Source organism: Actinobacillus minor NM305, assembly GCF_000175195.1.
Lineage (GTDB): Bacteria > Pseudomonadota > Gammaproteobacteria > Enterobacterales > Pasteurellaceae > Haemophilus_A > Haemophilus_A minor.
This window is the reverse complement of record NZ_ACQL01000055.1, coordinates 53,973-72,727: the sequence shown is the minus strand read 5'-3', so window position 1 is coordinate 72,727 and position 18,755 is coordinate 53,973. Positions and strand designations below refer to the sequence as shown.

The following is an 18,755-nucleotide window of genomic DNA, read 5'->3' as shown; positions in this document are numbered from 1 at the left end:
ATAAAAAAACGGTAAATAACTTTTTTGAGTAACAGTTACCATCAGGTACAATGATACAATTTCGCAACATTATTGAAATGTTATTATTACGTCATTTCAAATGAGGAATCTCTATTATGCAGAATAATCCACAAGTTTTAATTGTTGAAGATGAAGCTGTCACACGCAATACATTAAAAAATATCTTTGAAGCCGAAGGATATAATGTATTTGAAGCAATTGATGGCACACAAATGCATGAAATTCTTGCAAAACAAACAATTCACTTAGTGATTATGGATATCAATTTACCCGGAAAAAATGGACTTATGTTAGCTCGTGAATTGAGAGAAACAACCAAAGTTGCCTTAATGTTTCTCACAGGACGAGATAACGAAATTGATAAAATTTTAGGATTAGAAATTGGTGCCGATGATTACATTACTAAACCTTTTAATCCTCGCGAATTAACGATTCGTGCTAGAAATTTACTTCATCGTACAATGGTAGAAGATAAAGAAAAACTTCAACCTGAAAAAAATATTGAACAATACCGCTTTAATGGCTGGACGTTAGATATTAACAGCCGTAGCCTCATTAGCCCTGAAGGCGAAGAAAATAAATTACCACGGAGTGAATTTAGAGCATTACTCCACTTTTGTGAAAATCCAGGAAAAATTCAAACCCGAGAAGATCTTTTACTAAAAATGACTGGGCGTGAATTAAAACCGCATGATCGCACGGTTGATGTAACGATTCGCCGAATTCGCAAACATTTTGAAGATCATCCGAATACACCTGAGATCATTATTACCGTACATGGCGAAGGTTATCGTTTTTGTGGTGAACTTGAGTAAGACAGCTTTGTCTATTTTTATTAAGCCCACAGGGCTTACTATTCTTTTTAAGATATCAATAAGGATTCAATTATGAAAAAAATGGCAGTACTTACATTAGCAGGGCTATTTTCTGCCTCTGCTTTTGCTGCACCGGTAGGTGAAACTTTTACAGGCTTAGGCGTAGGTGTTGATTTAACTACCGCAAAATATAAAGTTGATGGCGTAAAAGGTAAACAATCTACCGGTCCGGCTCTTGTTGTGGACTATGGAATGGATTACGGTAGCAACTTTGTTGGTATTGTTCAAGGTAAAGCAAAAGTAGGTAGCACGAAAGTTTTTAACGATGTAAAACAGAAAAATAAATACACCGTTGCTTACCAACAAGGCTACCGTGTAGGTTCAGATTTATTACCTTACGTAAAAGTGGATGCAAGCTCAAGCAAAGTGGGCGATGAAACTTATCGTGGCTTTGGCTATGGCGCTGGAGCAAAATATGCGGTATCAAGCAACGTTGAAGTTGGTGCAGAATATACACGTAACAACTTAAAACGTAGCGGTACAAAATTAAAAGGCAATGATTTTACGGCTAACGTAGGATATCGATTCTAATCAAGATAATTCATAGGGGCAAGGCACAAAGGCAGGGGTTTGTCGCTTTTGCCAAATAAATTCAGGCAATTCGATATAATCCCTTATGGTTTTATCCGTCAATCGAATAACCACGTAGTCATCTTTAAAACGCTCAACACTCGCAAAGCAGAGCTTGACCATATCAGGCAAATTAGCATCGATATCCTGCCCCCAGTATTGCCAAATAATTTTCTTCCCATCCAAATTTTGCTTAGGTTTAATTTCAAAGGGAGGAAAAGGCTGGTTATAATACTGCGTAATGACTTGTTCCCAAATTTTCGCCACGTGTTGCATTTGCTCACGGTTTACTTCTCGGTAATAGTAAATCTGCTGTTGTGGTTCCATTGTTTGAGAAAAATCCGACCGCTTGTATAGCTCAGTGTAAAGTTTTTTTGCTAAGCAATCTGTGAAATTAATCGTCTGCATCGCTATACGCTCATCTTATTGAGAGACTGAAAATCTTTTAAACATAGAGAACCATCCCCCTTTTTCTAATTTGGCAAGATGAACAAAATAACTAAAGTAGGTGTTATTACTACGTATTAAATAGCTTGGATAGCCTGCTTCTGTAGAAATATTCCCTCTGCCAATATCAAAAAATGCCGTTACAATCGTAATCTCTTTTGTCATGAAAAATATCTCTTACATTATAAATCTTCTCTTATTAAGCATTTTCCCAAGCAAACTTTCAACAGACTGCTCCATCTGTAAACCAATACGTTGGGTTAAGTTTTTCTTTTCCTTGTATTTCAGCTCAATAATTTCTTTATCTTCAACCGCCTTCACTAACAGATCATCGCTCGTTGCAATTTCATCAACTAAATTTAATGCCAATGCTTGTTGCCCAAACCAGTGTTCACCGGTCGCAATTTTCTCAATGTCTAATTGAGGGCGGTGTTGCGTGACAAACTGTTTAAATAAATCGTGTGTTTCTTCTAGCTCTTGTTGGAATTTTTGTTTACCTTTTTCGGTATTTTCGCCAACTAAGGTTACCGTACGCTTGTATTCCCCCGCCGTCATCACATCTACGTCAATATCGTGTTTTTTCAATAAGCGGTGAATATTTGGTACTTGAGCTACAACACCGATAGATCCAATAACCGCAAAAGGTGCTGAAATAATTTTATCGGCAACACAAGCCATCATATAGCCACCGCTTGCCGCTACTTTATCTACCGCCACCGTAAGCGGTATGTTTTTGGCTTTCAAACGCTGTAATTGTGAAGCAGCTAAACCATAGCCGTGAACCACACCACCAGGGCTTTCTAATTTAAGTAGTACTTCATCATTCGGTTTCGCAATAGATAAGAGTGCGGTAATTTCTTTACGTAATGCATTTACCGCATTGGCGTGAACATCGCCATTGAAATCTAAAACAAATAAACGAGCTTTTTGCTCTTCTTCAGGTTTTTCTTTTCCTTCTTTTATGCGTTTTTTCTCCGCTTTCGCTTTTGCTTTCTCGGCTTCTTTTTCCGCTTTCTCTTGTTGTTTAAGCTCTTCCTCACTTAAAAAGAAATGATTAAGTGAAGTTTGTTGCTCTTGGTATTTTTTAGAGAAATTCGTAATTGAGATAGCCCCATCTTCAGGTTGTTTTTTAGCTTCTAAAATCAACATCACAACAACGGCGATAATGCCAAAAATGGTTAAAAGCTCGAGTAAAAATATCCCATAATTGAGAAGAATTTCTTTCCACATTGATAAGTGTCCTTTTGTAAAAAATAAGAATAATTTAACCGCTTGTTAGCGCATTATTTTGCTTCAGGCGTATGATTTAACAACTCCACCACAGCTTGTGCGGCTTGGCTATCAGCATCACATTGAATAAGTTTATGTAACTCTGTGAAACGTTGTTTCAATTCATTTTTTTGCTTTTGACTATCGGCATCATCACTTAAATAGCGATTTAAATACCACGCTAAATTTTCCGGATTACATTCGTCTTGAATAAGCTCTGGAACAAGCGGTTCATTTGCTAATAAATTTGGCAAAGAGATATAGTCGGTTTTGACCAATTTTTTTGCCAACCAATAAGTCATCGGCTTCATTTTATACCCGACTACCATTGGAGATTTACAAAGCATCGCTTCAAATGCTGCCGTGCCTGAAGCCAGTAACGTACATTCTGCCGCAATCATAGCTTGGCGCGCATTACCATTAATGATGTTTATCTGAAGATTTGGCGCAACTTGTGCTTTCACTGCCTCAAATTGCGCTCGCCTTTTTTCATTAACCATGGGCACTAAAAATTGCAAATCAGGGTGTTTTTCTTGCAAAATTTGTGCTGTTTTTAGAAACGGCTCTGCCAAAAAATGAATTTCACTCGCACGGCTTCCTGCCAGAATAGCGATATAACGCTGTTGTTCATCAATTCCCAACATATTACAGGCTTCCGTTCGGTTAGGTTTGAGCGGAATGGCATCTGCCATCGTATGCCCAATAAAACGGCAAGGCACATTAAAACGGTCATAGAAAGCTTTCTCAAAAGGTAAAAACGCCAAGACTAAGTTTGTCGCTCTTGCAATTTTATGAATACGGTTTTGGCGCCAAGCCCAAACCGAAGGGCTAACATAATGGATAGTTTTAATCCCTTGAGCTTTGAGTTTTTCTTCCACAGTAAGATTGAAATCAGGTGCATCAATGCCGATAAAAATATCCGGTTTCATTTCTAGCATCGTTTCAATTACTTGTTTACGGCGTTTAAGTAAACGAGGAAGATGTTTAACCACTTCCGCTAATCCCATCACGGCAAGCTCTTCCATTTCAAATAGTGTTTCACAACCGGCTTTTTGCATTTTCTCACCGGCAACGCCAATAAAACGAGCATTAGGATAATGAAGTTTTAAAGCGTTAATTAAACCTGCCCCCAAAATATCGCCCGAAACTTCGCCGGCAACAAGTGCGATTAACGGAGATTGTTGTTCCATCTCAATGTCCTCTCAATGTTCTAAGAGTAAAAATAAGGGTAAAAATAAAACGGTATTATATGGTTATTATAACTAATCGCAATATAAACAAACAAAATCGGATTGATTAGGTATTGTTATATAAGCTAGAATATAGCCTCTTTTTTTTGACTGTGGGATTTTTATAATGAAAAAAACAACATTAGCCCTGTTAGCATCTGCTTTCGTGGCAAACTCAGCATCAGCAATCACTGTTTTCGATAGTGAAGAAACAGGCACAAAAGTAGAATTTACCGGTTCTGCACGTTTACAATGGCGCAGTGAGGCTAATAAAACTTCAAATGTGAATGGTGCAACAACACGAAATCACGTAAATAAAGCAGTAAGCAATAACGGCTCACGTTTTGGCTTTAAAGTAAACCAACAACTTGGTGCTGGCTTCTATGCGTTAGGTCGCGTTGAATGGCGTTTCCAAGATTTAGCAAGCTCTCAACACGGTTTTGACCACGTTTACGATCGCCAACTTTATGCAGGTATTGGTCATAAGCAGTACGGTGAATTAACCTATGGTCATATGACAACCGTAACCGATGAAGTAAAACAAACTGACTTACCGAATACATTAAGTTTAAGTGATGGTTTATTAACTGCAAATGCACGCCACGCTATCCAATATACTTATCAAGGTATTGATGGCTTAAAATTAGGCGCATTCTATTCTGGTCATAGCCAACGTGGTTCAAACGGTTTAGATTTAACCAACCATGTAAAAGATGTTTGGGGTGCGGCAGCAATCTATAAACACAAAATTGATGAGTTACAAAGCGTAAAAACCGGCATCGGCTTTACTCGCGATCGCTTTGAGCAATCAAATCGACCAGCTTATGATCGCAATGCGTTCTCATTTGGCGTAGCTTATACTTATGATAAAACAACTGTGGGCGTAGATTTAGAACGCCGTGAAACAAATGACCAAGCATTAGTTGGTAATAAACGCACTGAGAAAGAAATCCGTACCGTATTACGTCAAAAATTAACGGATGATTGGAGTGCTTATACTATGTATGCTTACAAAGATAATAAGTTAGATGCAATTGCTGGAAGTAACGATACCAAAGTAAGACGCCATCAATTTATGTTAGGAACGGAATACTACATCGTACCTAAATACTTAAAAGCTTTTGTTGAGTGGCAAACAACTCACGCAAAACACTTTGAAAATGGCGAAAAAACTAAACGCGTTCGTGATAACATCACTGTTATCGGTGCACGTGCTTACTGGTAAGATACAATTAGTCTAAAGCAAAAAGTGCGACTTGAATGTCGCACTTTTTTATATAGTCCTAAAGCTAATTACGCTTTTTGTTTTAAAATAGCATAAAGCTCATCTTTAATATGAAGCTTCTCTTTTTTCAGATTTTCAATTTCCTCATGTGTTGCTAATTCAATATTCGCTTCTTGATTTTTAATTTTCTGATCCAACTCATTATGTCTTTCAAATAATCGAGCAAAATGAGCATCTTCTACCTTCAATTTTGAAATAAGATCACGATACTCTGGAAACATAAAATACTCCTCTAATGGTTGTGGATAGCATAATCATAGTAGCACTTCTAATATAAATCGCTCGGTAAATATCTCAAAAATTTGAACTAGATCACAAAATTTTTATCTTAAAAATCATTCTACGAAATTTTATATTTTCACGGTATAATGCGAACAAATTTCTTGAGAGGCAATAATAATGCGTTACAAAGTTCTCTTTACTCTTTTATTTTCTGTATTCAGTCACACAACCTTCGCGAATTGGGAAAAAATTAATGATCTCGATTATACGTGGGGGCCCTTCAAAATTTATAACATTACGTTATTTACTGAAAATGGGGAATATCAGCCTCAAACTCGTCCTTTAATGTTAAGTTTAAAATATGATAAACCTGTTGATGGGCGAGACTTTGCGATTTCTATTGCACGTTCATGGGCAAGCTTAGATATTAAAGTACCTGAACAAAATAAAGTGATTGAGCGCTTAAGAAGACTCCTACCCGATTTAAAATCAGGCGATTTACTGAGCTATATTGCTTTAGAAGATAAAGGCTATTTTGTTGTAAATGATCAGATTATCCCTGAAGAATTTGATAAAGCAGTCAATGACTCTATTGTAGCGGTATGGTTAGATCCAAGAGTCGATTTAAGTAAAAAAATTACCGTGAAAAAAATTAACGATGAGCAAGTCGTTCACGTTGCGGCCTATACCGTACCAGAAGTGAGTGATGAAAATCAGGTCATTGAAAAAACAGCAAGCGGTCTATTTCAATCATTTGCGCTAAAACAAGCACAATTTTCTGAAAAAGTATTAGAACACCCAGCTATTGGCGTGCCGACTAAAGCCATTGTTGAAAATACTCAACCAGCACCAGCTCAAGATGCCGCTGTGCAAAAATCAGAAAATGCGGCTGAAAATAGAACTCAAGTCGTTGAAGTGCCTTCTCAAACAGTACCTACGACACCAGAAAACACAGTAGAAACACAGCCAGCGACACAGAATACAGAAGCGCCTAAATCAGAAACGGAGAAACAACCAGAGTCTACACCAAAACAAGATCCAGAAAATCCAGAAAAAGAGATTAGACCGATTGAAGATCCGATGCCGAAGAATAAGCGTTCTAGTTAATAACATCGTTATTGTGTAGGCAATCAAACAAGCAGACCGACACCAATGTCGGTCTTTTCATAACTAAAGAGGATAAAGGGGAATTCATGATACAAAAAAAATTAGCTTTTATTGGGGCGGGTAACATGGCATGGGCGATCATGCAAGGGCTATTAAAAAGCGGTTATCATGCTAATGAAATTATTGCCTGCAATAAATCAAATGTTGCTCGCCGAGAAGCATTACAAGCGGTCGGAATTCATACCCATTTTACCAATCGACAAGCAGTAGAACAGGCTGATGTGATTATTTTAGCGGTAAAACCACAAATGATGGCAGAAGTATGTGCGGAATTTGCAGACATCGATCTTGCTAATAAATGGATCATTTCTATTGCCGCGGGGATATCAGTTGCCCGTTTAAAACAACTTCTCCCTCACGCTCAACACATTATTCGAACCATGCCAAATACGCCTTCTCTGATTGGCGAGGGACTAACCGGACTTTTTGCAGAAAAATCCGTTGATCCGACCGCTTGTCAATTTGCTGAAACGCTTATGGCAGCCGTAGGAAAATGCTATTGGGTAGCGCAAGAAGCGCAGATAAATCAAATTATTGCGATTACAGGTTCAAGTCCAGCTTATTTTTTCCGTTTTATGGAAGCGATGCAAAACTCTGCCGAAGCCATGGGGTTCTCTGCTGATGATGCACGTTTTTTAGTTCAGCAGGCTGCATTAGGGGCGGCGAAATTAGTTGCAGAAAATCCAACTACGCCTCTTTCCACCTTACGAGAAAATGTTACCTCAAAAGGTGGTACAACGGCACAAGCTCTCGCTGTATTTGAACAATACCAACTCCCTAAAATTATTGATGATGCTATGCAAGCCGCAATTCAGCGTGCGGAGGAAATGGAGAAATCACTATGAAATTGACCCCGTTTCAATGGTCTTCCTTTAATTTTTTCGGGTTCTTCTGTGCTTATGGCGTGATCTTACCTTTTTTACCTGTTTGGCTAAAACATTATGGCTACGAAACGGAAATGATTGGCTTATTAGTTTCCTTTGGTTATTTATTTCGCTTTCTTGGCGGTATGCTAAGCTCTCAACGGGTAAAGCAAGTTTCGCAATTTTTACCGACTGCACGTTGGCTTACTTGGTTAAATTTAGCTGTTGTAGTAGGTCTCATTCTCACGGTTGAGAATATCTGGCTCTTCTTCCCGATGCTCATGCTCTTTCACATTTTCAATGCAGGAGCAATGCCCATTGCAGATAGCATTGCTTCTGTTTGGCAACAGCAAGTGGGATTAGATTATGGAAAAGCACGTTTATTCGGTTCACTAGCTTTTGTCGTTGGCTCGATTAGTACGGGCTATTTAGTCGGTTGGTTGGGTACAGAATCTATTGTGTTGATTTGTGGTGCTTTTCTTCTTTTACTTGGCTTAGGGCAACTTTTTACGCCAACGATTGGCTTACAACAACCTCAACAACAAGAGGCAAGTATCTCATTTAGCTACTGGCAAATTCTGAAAGAACCCACAACATTCAGAATGTTGATGGCAGTTTCTTTGATTCTTGCTTCGCATGCAGCTTACTATACTTATAGCACCATTTATTGGTCTTCATTAGGCATTTCGACTCAAGCAATTAGCCTATTGTGGGGATTAGCCGTCATTGCCGAAATTGGTTTATTTTTTATCGCAAAACGCTTTTTCACACGAATTCGACTTGCGTATTTAATCCTCGTTTCAACACTTGGGACTGCCCTGCGTTGGACATTACTCGCCACTACGACTGACATTAACCTACTCGCATTCTCACAACTCTTTCATTCACTGAGTTTTGCCTTAGCTCATTTTGCGATGATTCGCTATATTTCTAGCCAAGAAACGAACAAAATTGCGAAGTTGCAAGGACTCTATTTCGGATTAGGCAGCTGTGCCATGATGGCCATTTTTACATTCCTTTCCGGCATTATCTATCAAAGTAGCCCAACGTGGATGTTTTTAACGATGACACTTTTTGCTCTACCGGCAATCTTTATTGTGCCAAAGCGTTTTTCAACAAACTTTTAGCTCACAAGCCAATGCGTTAGCATCATGCTGCCATACTCGGTAATAAAAGATTCAGGGTGAAATTGGACACCATAAATCGGCAAGGTTTGATGTTTAAACGCCATCAAGACATTTTGATCACACACCGCGGTTGCAACAAGCGGTGTGTTTTTTAAAGAATCTTGCGAAATTGCCCACGAATGATAAAGCCCGATGTTAAACGAAGCCGGCAGAGAATGAAAAAGCGGATTATCCTGAATTTGATAAAGTGGGCGTTGTTGCCCATGCCTTACTTCCGCTAAATTATACAGTTCCCCACCAAAAAATTCGGCGATGGTCTGATGACCTAAACAAACCCCTAAGATCGATTTAGACTGATGATAATCCGTCAGCATTTGAAACGTTTTTGGATAAGCTCTCGGTACATCCGGCCCCGGTGAAATCAGAATATGACTAAATTCCGCCACTTTATCCAATTCCACGTCTTCTGCTTTCACAATTTGCATGTCAATCTGATGCGTATGACAAATTGGGCGCAATAAATCGACTAAATTAAAAGTAAAAGAATCGTGATTATCGATAATTAACAACTTAGTCGTCATGTTCCGCTTCCTTTTCTACCAATACTTCTAATTTTGCTGTATCCAAATCGCTGGTTAAAAGCTCTACTTGTGGAACAAGCTGGCTTGCCTTACTAGAAAGTTGTTGGAAACGTTCAACTTTACCAAGTAAGCCTTGTCGCCCCACTAAAGCCGTTACAGTTTGATTATACTGATTATTGGCAGTATTGAGTGTGTTACCTAGCTTACTGAGACGGTCTGCAATGGTACAAACTTGATTATAAATTTCACCGGCTTTCTCGCTAATTTCACGGGCTTCATTATTTCCTCGTTCAATTCGCCATAAATTCGCAACTGTACGTAAAATAGGCATTAATGTTGTATAAGAAACCAAAATCACATTATGTTCATAACCAAAATTAAACAAGGTTGGATCATGTTTCATAGCTTCAATATAAGCAGGCTCAATCGGCACAAACATTAACACAAAATCAGGACTTTTCACGCCTAATAAAGCACTATAATTTTTCTTAGATAAACCTTCAATATGGGTTCTCAGTGAACGACAATGTTCATCAAAGGCTTGGTTGATTTCCGCCATATTGTCTGCTCGAACCGCTTTATCGTAAGCAACAAGCGACACTTTGCTATCAATAATTAAATGCTTATTATCTGGTAGATGCAGAACAAAATCTGGTGCAAATCGTTTTCCTTCTTCATTACGGAAACTTTCTTGAGCAACATAATGCTCACCGGCTAATAAGCCTGCTGCTTGCAAAGCACTTTCTAATTGCACTTCTCCCCAATTACCTGCAACCTTATTGTTACCTTTTAACGCTGTGGCTAAATTTTGGGCTTCTTCAGACATTGATAGCCCCACTTGAAGCACTCGTTTAATCTCTGCTTCTAAATTTGCAGTGCCTTTAACCGATTCGCTATGAACTTCATTCACACGTTTTTGGAAGCCTTCAATTTGCTCTCTAAACGGCTTTAATAAAGCATCAAGGGACGTTTGATTACTCTGTGCAAATAGCTGGCTCTTTTCTTCCAAGATTTGTTGCGCCAAATGCTGAAACTCACTATTGAGCTGCTGCTTAACTTCAATAAAATTCCGCTGCTGAGCTTCAAAATTGGCTTGTTTTTCATGCAATGTTGTGCGTAATTCCGTTAAATCATTCTGTGTTTGACTTAACTGAACAAATAACGATTGAGTTTCTCGCTCTTTATTTATAAGCGCATTTTGTGTGGTTTGAAGCTGTTCTTCTAAACCTTCTGCTTTCGCCTGCGATGATCCAATTCGCTCTTTTAGCTCACTAATGTAATTTTCCAATTGATTTTCAGCTTGTTCAGCCAAAATTATTTTTTGTTGCAAGCAGTCAATTTCATTCTCTTTTTCACGAATTCGCTCAAGGGCATTTTCCGATTGGACTTTATATTGAATAGCCCATTGCTCTAACTGGCTTTTTTCTGTCAAAAGCTGTTCAAGTTTTTGGGTTAATTGAGTAGAAGTATTTTTAGCCTCTTCTAAATCTTGTTGTAATTCCAATACATCTCGTTGCGCTCGAGAGTGGAAAAAGAAAAGTACTAAAGAAAGCAAAAAGAGTAAGACAATGACAATATAGTGCCAATAGTTTTCAAACATAGCCATAAAGAATACTGTAAAAATAATGAGTATATATTATCATGTTATACTTTTTTTAGAAATAAAAAAGGTTAAGTCTCAGGTAATATAGAGCTTAACCCTTTAAATTAAATAGTCTCGCTATTTTGAACGCTATAAACCAGTAACGACTTAACGCTATAAAAGAATAGATGGAAAACACTCACTTAACATAAACCCGATAATTCTCACTTTCTTCCGTTGGCTTTACCAGTAGAATAATCTGTTTTTCTTGCGTATTTAACCAAAGCGATTGCCAGTTTTTTCCTAGCTCTTCGATATCATTAGATTGCGATACGCCTAACTTATCATACCAAAAGAGCTTATATACCATTTGTAGCGAATGTTGGCTTATGTTCTTTACGATGAGCAACCTTGCTTTTTAGCTCCAATCCATATTGGTTAGACTGTGATAAACCGCCCATATAAAGAGCAGGCAGATAATAAGAAGTAGTCCTTTTTCCCATTGGGTTAGGTTAAATTTCTTCCCATTAAACTGATAGCGTGAATAAAGGAATAAACCGATGCCCGGAAGGTATAAAATCACAGAGAGTAACAGATAATCTAAACCTGCCGCATATAAGATCCAAATGCCATAAAGCGTTGCAATGAGCCCTGTTAGTTTAATATGCCAAGCCGCATTTTGTTGAATAGACAGTTTAAGTAAATAAGCGCCAATCAATAAATAAGGTACGAGGATCATTGAGGTCGAAATTAATAATAGTGTTTCGTAGCTTTTGCCTGTCATTAAGACTAAGAATAAGCAAAATTGTACAACTGCACCTGTAAACCATAGTGAGTTGATAGCAACATCATTTTCATTGAGCTTATCTAAAATTTTAGGAAAAGCCCCATTTTTTGCGCCTCGATAAGGAACCTCAGAGCAGTACATTGTCCAGCTGATGTAAGAGGCTAGTACCGAAACAATTAAGCAAAACGTAATGATAATTTTACCGCTTGCTCCCATCATTTGTTCAAGTAATCCTGCCATAGAAGGGTTAGACATTTCTGCAATCACTTCTCTTGGTAAAATACCAAGAGCAAGTACGGTAATGGCAACATATAGCACTAAAGCAATGATAATCCCTAATACGGTTGCTAAACCTACATCACTTTTTTTCTTTGCGTGAGCAGAAAGAACAGAAGCGCCTTCTACGCCCGTAAATACCCAGAGCGTGATGAGCATAGTATTTTTTACTTGATCAGAAACACTGTTATTTAAAGCCGTTGCCTTAATGTCTTGGCTAAATGTTACTGGCGAGAAATACCAAATCGCAAGCCCAATAAACAAAATAAGTGGGAAAACTTTAACAAAGGTAGCGATAAGATTAACGGAGGCTGCCTCTTTAACACCATTGGCAATCAAAATATGAACGAGCCAAACGATGATAGAGGAGCCAATAAAAGAAGCGAGCGTATTTCCTTGCCCAAAAATGATTGTATTTTCGTTATCTGTAAAAGTACCTAGTCCTTCAAAAGCAACCACCAGATAACCGACAATACCAATCGTTGCACAAAGCCAATAGCCCCAAGCAGACATAAAGCCCATTAAGTCACCAAAGCCTTCTCGAGCATAAGTATAAATGCCACCGTCTAATTCTGGTTTTAACCGAGAAATGTAGAAAAAAGAAAGCCCAAGGAAGATTATGCCAACGCCGGTAATTGCCCAACCGATAAGCAATGCCTCAGAACCTGCTACGGCAGCCATATTTTGCGGTAAACTAAAAATCCCTGAACCGATCATTGAGCTAAGTACTAATGCAGTAAGGGATACTAATCCAATTTTTTTATTCGACATAGCTTTCCCTTATTTGAGGTTTTCTGATAATGCTTGAATATGTTCAAGTCCAATACCACAACAGCCGCCAATAATGCTTGCACCACTTTCGACCCATTTTTGCGCCCAAGTGAGGTAGGCTTGCGGATCAAGATCTGGGCGAACCTCATCCAAACCATCGTTAGCCGTAGCATCTTTCGGTTGAGGAGCGAATGCATTTGCGTAAGCACCGATCTGAATATGTGTTGCTTGATGGGCCGCTAATGCTTGGCGGGTAATATTTAATGCTTCGGTAATGACTTCAGGCTGGCAGCAATTAAAGAGAATGGCTTGTACACCGAGTTCAATCATCTTTTCGACTGCCATTTTGACACTTTCACCTGAACGTAATTGTGGTTCCGGCGTAGGTTCATCATCGGTTAAAGTAAATGAAACCCATAATGGACGATTATCAGGGAGTAATGGTTTGATCGATTGAGGTTCAATGATGGCACTTTGGGTTTCGCATAACCAAAAATCGACATAAGGCGCTAAGCCATCAATCAGTGGTTGAGCGGTTTCTTTCACTTTCTCGGCTTGGAAAAGATCAGGGCGATATGAGCCAAACAAAGGCGGTAATGAGCCTGCGATTTTGACATTTTTTTGACTATTTTTGACCGCTTGTTTGGCTAAACGACCGGCTAAATCGGCAAGCATCTTTCCATCGGCAATAAAGCGTTGATCGCCAATATGAAAAGGCACCACTGCATAGCTGTTTGTGGTAATAATTTCTGCGCCACTTTGAATAAAATTTTCGTGTACCTGTTGAACTGCGCTTGGTTTTTCATATAAAGAAAGAGCAGACCATTCTGGTTGGCGGAAAGGGGCATTAAGGCGCATAAGTTCACGGCTCATACCACCGTCAAGAATTGTGATTGTCATATTGTGTTCCTATAAAAAATAAAAAAATTATAAATAAAGTGCCATCACAATGGCGTTTTCTTTTTGCCCATTGGGGCAAGGATAGTAGTTTTTCCGCACCGTAACTTCATTAAACCCTAAAGATTGGTAAAGGCGCTGGGCGGTTTGATTACTTTCTCTCACTTCTAGCCATAAAGTCAGGATCTTTTGGTCTTGTAAAGCGTTAATTAAGGCCTCAAGTAACTTTTTGCCATAGCCTTTGCCTTGTTTTTCAGGCGTGACAGCAATGTTGAAAAGTGTAGCTTCATCTAGTACCGTTTGGCAAATCGCAAAGGCAACGATTTGCCCATTTTCAGTTAATTTTAAATTAAGATAACGTTCGCCTTGGTTATTAAGCAAGGTGCCTTTTGACCACGGCACGAGATGTGCTTTTTGTTCAATGGTAAAAAGGGTTTCAAAATCCGTTTCAGTAACAGGTTCAATCAATAGCTCAGACATAAAACCTCTCATAAAGAAAATAAGCGGTTGAATTTTAAGTGGATTTTGCAAAATACACAATCAATTCAACCGCTTGTCTATGTGAGTAAGATTAGTAAAATTCTACACCGTCAATACTGTTTGTTACACGGGTTCCTGCGTTGCCTTTGACAATTTCTTCAATATCAGACAGTGAGCCGATAACTGCATCTTTACCTGTTGCTTTAACGAAATTGATGACCGCTTTCACTTTTGGCCCCATTGATCCTGGTGCGAATTCACTAGCAAGTGCTTCAAGTGCTGCCGGGCTTGCTTTTGCAATGGCCTTTTGATCTTCTTTTTGGAAGTTTACACACGCAGCTTTCACATCGGTTGCGATCACAAATAAATCTGCTTCAAGATTTTGTGAAATTACTGCAGTACAAAGATCTTTATCTACAACCGCTTCTACGCCTTGTAATTCGCCTTTTTCATTGCGGAAACTTGGGATACCACCGCCTCCACCGCAAATAACGATATTGTTATTTGCGAGAAGTGCTTTAACAGAGCCAATCCCGGTGACACTTTGTGGTAATGGGCTTGGTACGGCACGGCGATAGTATTGACCGTCCGGCATTACTGTCCAACCTTTTTCTGCTGCAAGTTTTTCGGCTTCTTCTTTGCTGTAAACTTGACCAATCGGCTTACTTGGCTTTTGGAAAGCAGGATCGTTCGGATCAACAAGCACTTGATTTAACACCGTAATCGTTGGTGTTTGAGGGACAAGATTAGTAAGTTCCTGTTGTAACATATAGCCGATCATACCTACCGTTTGAGAAACCAGCACATCAAGGGGATAAGGCTCAATTTTATTATCCACAGCGTGATAAGCTGCGTGTTGTAGTGCTAATAAACCAACTTGAGGACCATTACCGTGAGAGATTACTAATTCATTATTGGGTTTAATTTTTGCAAGTTGTTCTGCGGCTAAACGGATATTAGCCGATTGATTTTGGGCGGTCATTGGTTCGCCACGTTTTAATAAGGCGTTGCCGCCAAGTGCTACGACAATTCTCATGATGTTATCCTTTTTCTTTTTCACTCCCTCTATGAAGAGGGAGTGAAGCGCAATTACGCTAAACTTGCTACCATAACCGCTTTAATTGTGTGCATACGGTTTTCTGCTTGTTCAAATGCCACATTTGCCGGCGATTCAAACACATCTTCGGTAACCTCAATACCATTTGCTAACGCCGGATATTTTGCGGCAATTTCTTTACCAACTTTAGTTTCACTATTGTGGAATGCCGGTAAACAGTGCATAAATTTCACTTTCGGATTACCAGTGCGCTTCATTAATTCAGGTGTAACTTGGTAAGGCATTAACATCTCAATACGCTCGCCCCATGTCTCTAATGGTTCGCCCATTGATACCCAAACATCGGTGTGTACAAAGTCCACGTCTTTTACGGCGGTATCAATATCTTCTGTTACAGTAATTCTTGCACCGGATTCTTGTGCAAATTTTTGACACATTTCCACAAGTGAATCTTCAGGTAAAAGAGCTTTTGGTGCGCAGATACGAACATCCATACCTAATTTTGCACCGATAAGTAATAAAGAATTCCCCATATTATTGCGAGCATCGCCAATGTAAACATAGCTAATTTGACTTAACGGCTTTTCGCAATTTTCAATCATCGTTAAAACATCAGCCAACATTTGCGTTGGGTGGAATTCATCGGTTAAGCCGTTGAATACCGGTACACCGGCATATTGTGCTAATTCGTTTACGACTGATTGTTTAAAGCCACGATACTCAATGGCATCATACATACGACCTAACACACGAGCGGTATCTTTCATTGACTCTTTATGTCCAATTTGTGAAGAGGTTGGGTCAATATAAGTCACGTGTGCACCTTGATCGTAAGCCGCAACTTCAAATGCACAGCGAGTACGTGTTGAAGTTTTTTCAAAAATCAGAGCAATATTTTTCCCTTTTAAGCGTTGCTGTTCTGTGCCGGCATATTTTGCTTTTTTCAGATCTGCCGCAAGATCTAATAAAAATCGGATTTCACGTTCGGTATGGTTTACTAAACTGAGTAAATGTCTATTTTTTAGATTAAACGCCATGATATTGCTCCTATTTGATGTGTGTGAAAAAATCGGGCTATTTTAGCAAAGCAAACGTTTGCACTCAATTTAAAAATCGCCAGATTAAATTTGATTTAAATAATTATGCATTATAATTGCATAATTATTTATTTAAAGCAATAAGTAAGAGAAAATTTATTTAAGAGTAGGAACTCTCTACTACCAAAATCAGTAATTGATTAAACTGCTGCTGTTACAACAATTTCAACTTTCCAATTTACATCCGCTAAACGAGCCTCGACAGCAGCTCTTGGCGGTGCATTATTTTCTGCTACCCACTCATCCCAAGCTCGGTTCATTTCCGCATAATCGCCCATATTGGCAAGATAAACGGTTGCCATCAGAATTTTGCTTTTATCTGTGCCGGCTTTCGCTAAAAATTTATCGATTTCACTTAAAACTTGCTGAGTTTGGTGGTAAGCGCCTTGGCTCGCATCAGTTGGCACTTGCCCAGCTAAATAAGCAACACCGTTATGTACCGCCACTTCCGAAAAACGTTTACTCACATCAATACGTTGAATCATTAGTTTTTTCCTTTTCTATAACAAAAAGCGGTAATTTTTTTGGCAAAAATTACCGCTTGTGTACCTAAAATAAGATTACTCGACTTTCACAATCCAGCCTTCAGGTGCTTCAACATCACCAAACTGAATACCGGTTAATTCCGCATATAAGCGTTTAGTTACCGGTCCTACTTCTGTTTCAGAATAGAAAACGTGGAAGTTGCCGTTATGTTGAATACCGCCAACCGGCGTAATCACTGCTGCGGTACCACAAGCACCAGCTTCAGCAAATTGATCAAGTTGATCGATATAAACATCGCCTTCGATCGTTTCCATACCTAAGCGTTCTTTGGCGATATGTAATAAAGAGTATTTCGTGATACTTGGTAAAATAGACTCTGATGCCGGTGTGATAAATTTATTATCTTTAGTGATCCCAAAGAAGTTTGCTGCACCCACTTCTTCAATTTTTGTGTGTGTTTTTGGATCTAAATAAATTGCATCAGCAAATTTACGGGTAGCCGTACCCTCTTCTGCCGCTAATTCGTGAGGTAATAAACTTGCGGCATAGTTACCACCTACTTTTACACCACCCGTTCCCATTGGCGCAGCGCGGTCATATTGTGTGGTAATGAAGTTTGACGGCGCTAAACCGCCTTTAAAATAAGCTCCTACTGGGCAACAGAAGACTGAGAAAATATACTCTGGCGCAGGTTTTACGCCGATATTTTCGCCAACACCAATTAAAAACGGACGTAAGTAAAGGGTCGCACCTGAACCGTAAGGACCAAGCCAATCTTGGTTTGCTTTTACCACTTCTTTACAAGCTCGAACGAATAATTCTTCAGGCACTTTTGCCATTAATAAACGTTCAGCAGTACGAGCCATACGTTTTGCATTCTCATAAGGACGGAATAAATTAATCGAACCATCTTTACAACGGTATGCTTTTAAACCTTCGAAGCACTGCTGACCATAATGTAATGCTGTTGAACCTTCGTGAATGTGTAGCGTATTGTCAGTGGTTAATTCGCCTTCGTCCCATTTGCCGTCTTTCCAACGTGCAATGAAACGATAATCTGTTTTAATATATGAGAAGCCTAAATTTGCCCAATCTAAATCTTTTAAAGCCATTGTTGTGTCCTTTATTGTTGTCAATGAATTTTGGCATTTTAAGCCAAAAAAGCGGCGGAATGTAGGGGAGAAATGGAAATTTGTAAAAAATTTTCTAAATATGACCGCTTATTAAGCAGAAAACCCCAAGTATTACTTGGGGTTAGATTTGATTTAAGCCGGATGACGAGCAGCAACTTCTTTTAAAAGTGCTTGTAATTCGCCTTTTTGCGCCATTTCTAACATGATATCACAGCCACCGATTAACTCGCCTTCTACCCATAATTGTGGGAAAGTTGGCCAGTTAGCAAATTTTGGCAATTCAGCACGAATATCCGGATTTGCTAAAATATCAACATAACCAAACGGCACTTGGCAGTTAATTACCGCTTCTACTGCACGAGCAGAGAAACCGCAAGAAGGGAATTTTGGCGAACCTTTCATATAAAGAAGAATTGGGTTTTCGCTAATTTGTTTTTTGATTTTATCAATAGTTTCCATAATGACCTCTAGAGAGTAAAGGATTAATAAATAGTTGAGTAATTATATCAGATTTATCCAATGATTAAAAAATA

At 38.9% G+C, this 18,755-nt stretch carries 22 protein-coding genes; 6 read left to right on the top strand and 16 right to left on the bottom strand.

The features are described 5' to 3' along the window. Window positions 1-116: 116 nt before the first annotated feature. The gene (gene arcA / locus AM305_RS01915; protein WP_005822647.1) at window positions 117-836 is read left to right on the top strand and encodes a two-component system response regulator ArcA; all 720 of its coding nucleotides are present in this window, start codon (window positions 117-119) and stop codon (window positions 834-836) included. A 72-nt stretch (window positions 837-908) separates the two neighbouring features. Then, the gene (locus AM305_RS01910; RefSeq protein ID WP_005821634.1) at window positions 909-1,427 is read left to right on the top strand and encodes a porin family protein; all 519 of its coding nucleotides are present in this window, start codon (window positions 909-911) and stop codon (window positions 1,425-1,427) included. Here the strand turns inward: AM305_RS01910 and AM305_RS01905 are convergent, their stop codons facing one another. Genes AM305_RS01905 through lpxB form a run of 4 tightly spaced genes read right to left on the bottom strand, consistent with a single transcriptional unit; the run spans window position 1,428 to window position 4,372 of the window. After that, window positions 1,428-1,874 carry a capsular polysaccharide synthesis protein gene (locus tag AM305_RS01905; RefSeq protein WP_005822645.1) on the bottom strand — a complete coding sequence of 149 codons (447 nt, stop codon included), beginning with the start codon at window positions 1,872-1,874 and terminating at the stop codon, window positions 1,428-1,430. A gap of 15 nt (window positions 1,875-1,889) precedes the next feature. Next, the gene (locus AM305_RS01900; protein WP_005822643.1) at window positions 1,890-2,078 is read right to left on the bottom strand and encodes a WlaTC/HtrL family glycosyltransferase; all 189 of its coding nucleotides are present in this window, start codon (window positions 2,076-2,078) and stop codon (window positions 1,890-1,892) included. 12 nt (window positions 2,079-2,090) lie between these two features. Continuing rightward, entirely contained in the window at window positions 2,091-3,143 is a 1,053-nt protein-coding gene (gene sohB, locus AM305_RS01895; protein ID WP_005822641.1) for a protease SohB, read from the bottom strand. 53 nt (window positions 3,144-3,196) lie between these two features. Beyond that, window positions 3,197-4,372, bottom strand: coding sequence for a lipid-A-disaccharide synthase (lpxB, locus tag AM305_RS01890; protein ID WP_005822639.1), 1,176 nt, complete (start codon window positions 4,370-4,372; stop codon window positions 3,197-3,199). 166 nt (window positions 4,373-4,538) lie between these two features. On the opposite strand from lpxB, the gene AM305_RS01885 reads away from it, so the two are divergent. Continuing rightward, window positions 4,539-5,636 (top strand): porin, encoded by a 1,098-nt coding sequence (locus AM305_RS01885; RefSeq protein ID WP_005822638.1) that lies wholly within the window; start codon window positions 4,539-4,541, stop codon window positions 5,634-5,636. 68 nt (window positions 5,637-5,704) lie between these two features. Here AM305_RS01885 and AM305_RS01880 read toward each other — a convergent pair whose 3' ends face one another. Then, a complete protein-coding gene (locus tag AM305_RS01880) occupies window positions 5,705-5,917 on the bottom strand; it encodes an HP1242/YdcH family protein (protein WP_005820069.1) in 213 nt (70 codons plus the stop codon). Window positions 5,918-6,095: 178 nt separating this feature from the next. Here AM305_RS01880 and AM305_RS01875 point away from each other — a divergent pair, with 178 nt between their 5' ends. From AM305_RS01875 to AM305_RS01865, 3 genes are all read left to right on the top strand, one after another. Further along, a complete protein-coding gene (locus tag AM305_RS01875; protein ID WP_005822636.1) occupies window positions 6,096-7,025 on the top strand; it encodes a hypothetical protein in 930 nt (309 codons plus the stop codon). Window positions 7,026-7,111: 86 nt separating this feature from the next. Beyond that, entirely contained in the window at window positions 7,112-7,930 is an 819-nt protein-coding gene (proC, locus tag AM305_RS01870) for a pyrroline-5-carboxylate reductase (protein ID WP_005822635.1), read from the top strand. Beyond that, the gene (locus tag AM305_RS01865) at window positions 7,927-9,075 is read left to right on the top strand and encodes a 3-phenylpropionate MFS transporter (RefSeq protein ID WP_005822634.1); all 1,149 of its coding nucleotides are present in this window, start codon (window positions 7,927-7,929) and stop codon (window positions 9,073-9,075) included. Before proC ends, AM305_RS01865 begins: the two co-directional genes overlap by 4 nt. Here AM305_RS01865 and AM305_RS01860 read toward each other — a convergent pair. The 11 genes from AM305_RS01860 to grxD form a co-directional block, all read right to left on the bottom strand. Beyond that, the gene (locus tag AM305_RS01860) at window positions 9,072-9,656 is read right to left on the bottom strand and encodes an anthranilate synthase component II (protein ID WP_005822632.1); all 585 of its coding nucleotides are present in this window, start codon (window positions 9,654-9,656) and stop codon (window positions 9,072-9,074) included. The genes AM305_RS01865 and AM305_RS01860 overlap by 4 nt on opposite strands. Continuing rightward, window positions 9,646-11,256: a DNA recombination protein RmuC gene (locus AM305_RS01855; RefSeq protein ID WP_420196302.1), complete on the bottom strand. Its 1,611-nt coding sequence runs from the start codon at window positions 11,254-11,256 to the stop codon at window positions 9,646-9,648. The genes AM305_RS01860 and AM305_RS01855 overlap by 11 nt, the downstream gene beginning before the upstream one ends. A 181-nt stretch (window positions 11,257-11,437) precedes the next feature. After that, a complete protein-coding gene (locus AM305_RS01850) occupies window positions 11,438-11,647 on the bottom strand; it encodes a YcfL family putative periplasmic lipoprotein (protein WP_272941015.1) in 210 nt (69 codons plus the stop codon). 9 nt (window positions 11,648-11,656) lie between these two features. Then, a complete protein-coding gene (locus AM305_RS01845) occupies window positions 11,657-13,072 on the bottom strand; it encodes a basic amino acid/polyamine antiporter (protein WP_005822628.1) in 1,416 nt (471 codons plus the stop codon). A gap of 9 nt (window positions 13,073-13,081) precedes the next feature. Then, window positions 13,082-13,972 (bottom strand): homocysteine S-methyltransferase family protein, encoded by an 891-nt coding sequence (locus AM305_RS01840; protein WP_005822626.1) that lies wholly within the window; start codon window positions 13,970-13,972, stop codon window positions 13,082-13,084. A gap of 27 nt (window positions 13,973-13,999) precedes the next feature. Next, a complete protein-coding gene (gene rimI, locus AM305_RS01835) occupies window positions 14,000-14,437 on the bottom strand; it encodes a ribosomal protein S18-alanine N-acetyltransferase (protein ID WP_005822625.1) in 438 nt (145 codons plus the stop codon). A gap of 103 nt (window positions 14,438-14,540) precedes the next feature. Beyond that, on the bottom strand, window positions 14,541-15,485 hold the full coding sequence (gene arcC / locus AM305_RS01830; RefSeq protein ID WP_005822624.1) for a carbamate kinase: 945 nt from the start codon (window positions 15,483-15,485) through the stop codon (window positions 14,541-14,543). A 53-nt stretch (window positions 15,486-15,538) separates the two neighbouring features. After that, complete coding sequence (locus tag AM305_RS01825; protein WP_005822623.1) at window positions 15,539-16,543, bottom strand: ornithine carbamoyltransferase; 1,005 nt, start codon at window positions 16,541-16,543, stop codon at window positions 15,539-15,541. A 200-nt stretch (window positions 16,544-16,743) separates the two neighbouring features. Next, window positions 16,744-17,088, bottom strand: a complete 345-nt coding sequence (locus tag AM305_RS01820; RefSeq protein ID WP_005822621.1) for a RidA family protein — start codon at window positions 17,086-17,088, stop codon at window positions 16,744-16,746. 75 nt (window positions 17,089-17,163) lie between these two features. Continuing rightward, complete coding sequence (locus tag AM305_RS01815) at window positions 17,164-18,216, bottom strand: branched-chain amino acid aminotransferase (RefSeq protein ID WP_294088528.1); 1,053 nt, start codon at window positions 18,214-18,216, stop codon at window positions 17,164-17,166. A 138-nt stretch (window positions 18,217-18,354) separates the two neighbouring features. Continuing rightward, complete coding sequence (grxD, locus tag AM305_RS01810) at window positions 18,355-18,681, bottom strand: Grx4 family monothiol glutaredoxin (protein WP_005822619.1); 327 nt, start codon at window positions 18,679-18,681, stop codon at window positions 18,355-18,357. Window positions 18,682-18,755: the final 74 nt, after the last annotated feature.